Source organism: Enterococcus sp. C76 (assembly GCF_040886985.1).
In the GTDB taxonomy this organism is placed as follows: Bacteria; Bacillota; Bacilli; order Lactobacillales; family Enterococcaceae; genus Enterococcus_B; species Enterococcus_B lactis.
The window spans coordinates 1-546 of record NZ_JBFOEY010000043.1 but is presented as its reverse complement, the minus strand read 5'-3'; the positions used below and the strand labels follow the sequence as shown (position 1 = coordinate 546).

1 protein-coding gene is annotated in these 546 nt (G+C 39.9%); it reads left to right on the top strand.

What is annotated here, in order from left to right; all coding sequences use genetic code 11:
• A partial coding sequence (locus AB3I00_RS14615; RefSeq protein WP_368025618.1) for a hypothetical protein occupies positions 1-546 on the top strand: 546 nt, incomplete at both ends.

Here is a 546-nt window from a genome sequence, read left to right as displayed (position 1 = left end):
GAAAAAGGAACCTTTGTTGCTAATGATCATTTTTTAAGTTTCAAAACAAGTGTAGTGCCAAGAGAAACGATTACGTTTACTTGTGCAAAAAAAGTAGAAGCGAATTCTCCCGTGTTGTTTTATGACTATAAAAATAAACTTTTGACCGTGCAACCTGCGTTACCACCTGCCACCAAACAAAAAACTTGCACGATCAATGATGAGATTGTGGTGTCTGATATTTGGGAAGAAGTATCTATGGTAGTGCCTGACAGGGTCGCTTATGTCGCAGTAATGGCCCCTAAGGAGGTAATTATGCCTAATTTAACCAAAAATACGGCATTAGGATTAGCGGAATTAAAAACAGGGCTGCACACCAATTGTTTTGTTCGAAAAACACGAACAACGATTCCGAAAAAAGGGGAGATGGACGTAGTTCAAATAAAAAGCAAATATGATGCGACCCATGATTTGGTCATGACGTTTGCGCCTGCAGGACCAAACCAAACGTGGCAATTGTTCCATTTGGCAAAATCATGGAATTTGACACACAATGTTTCCCCAGAC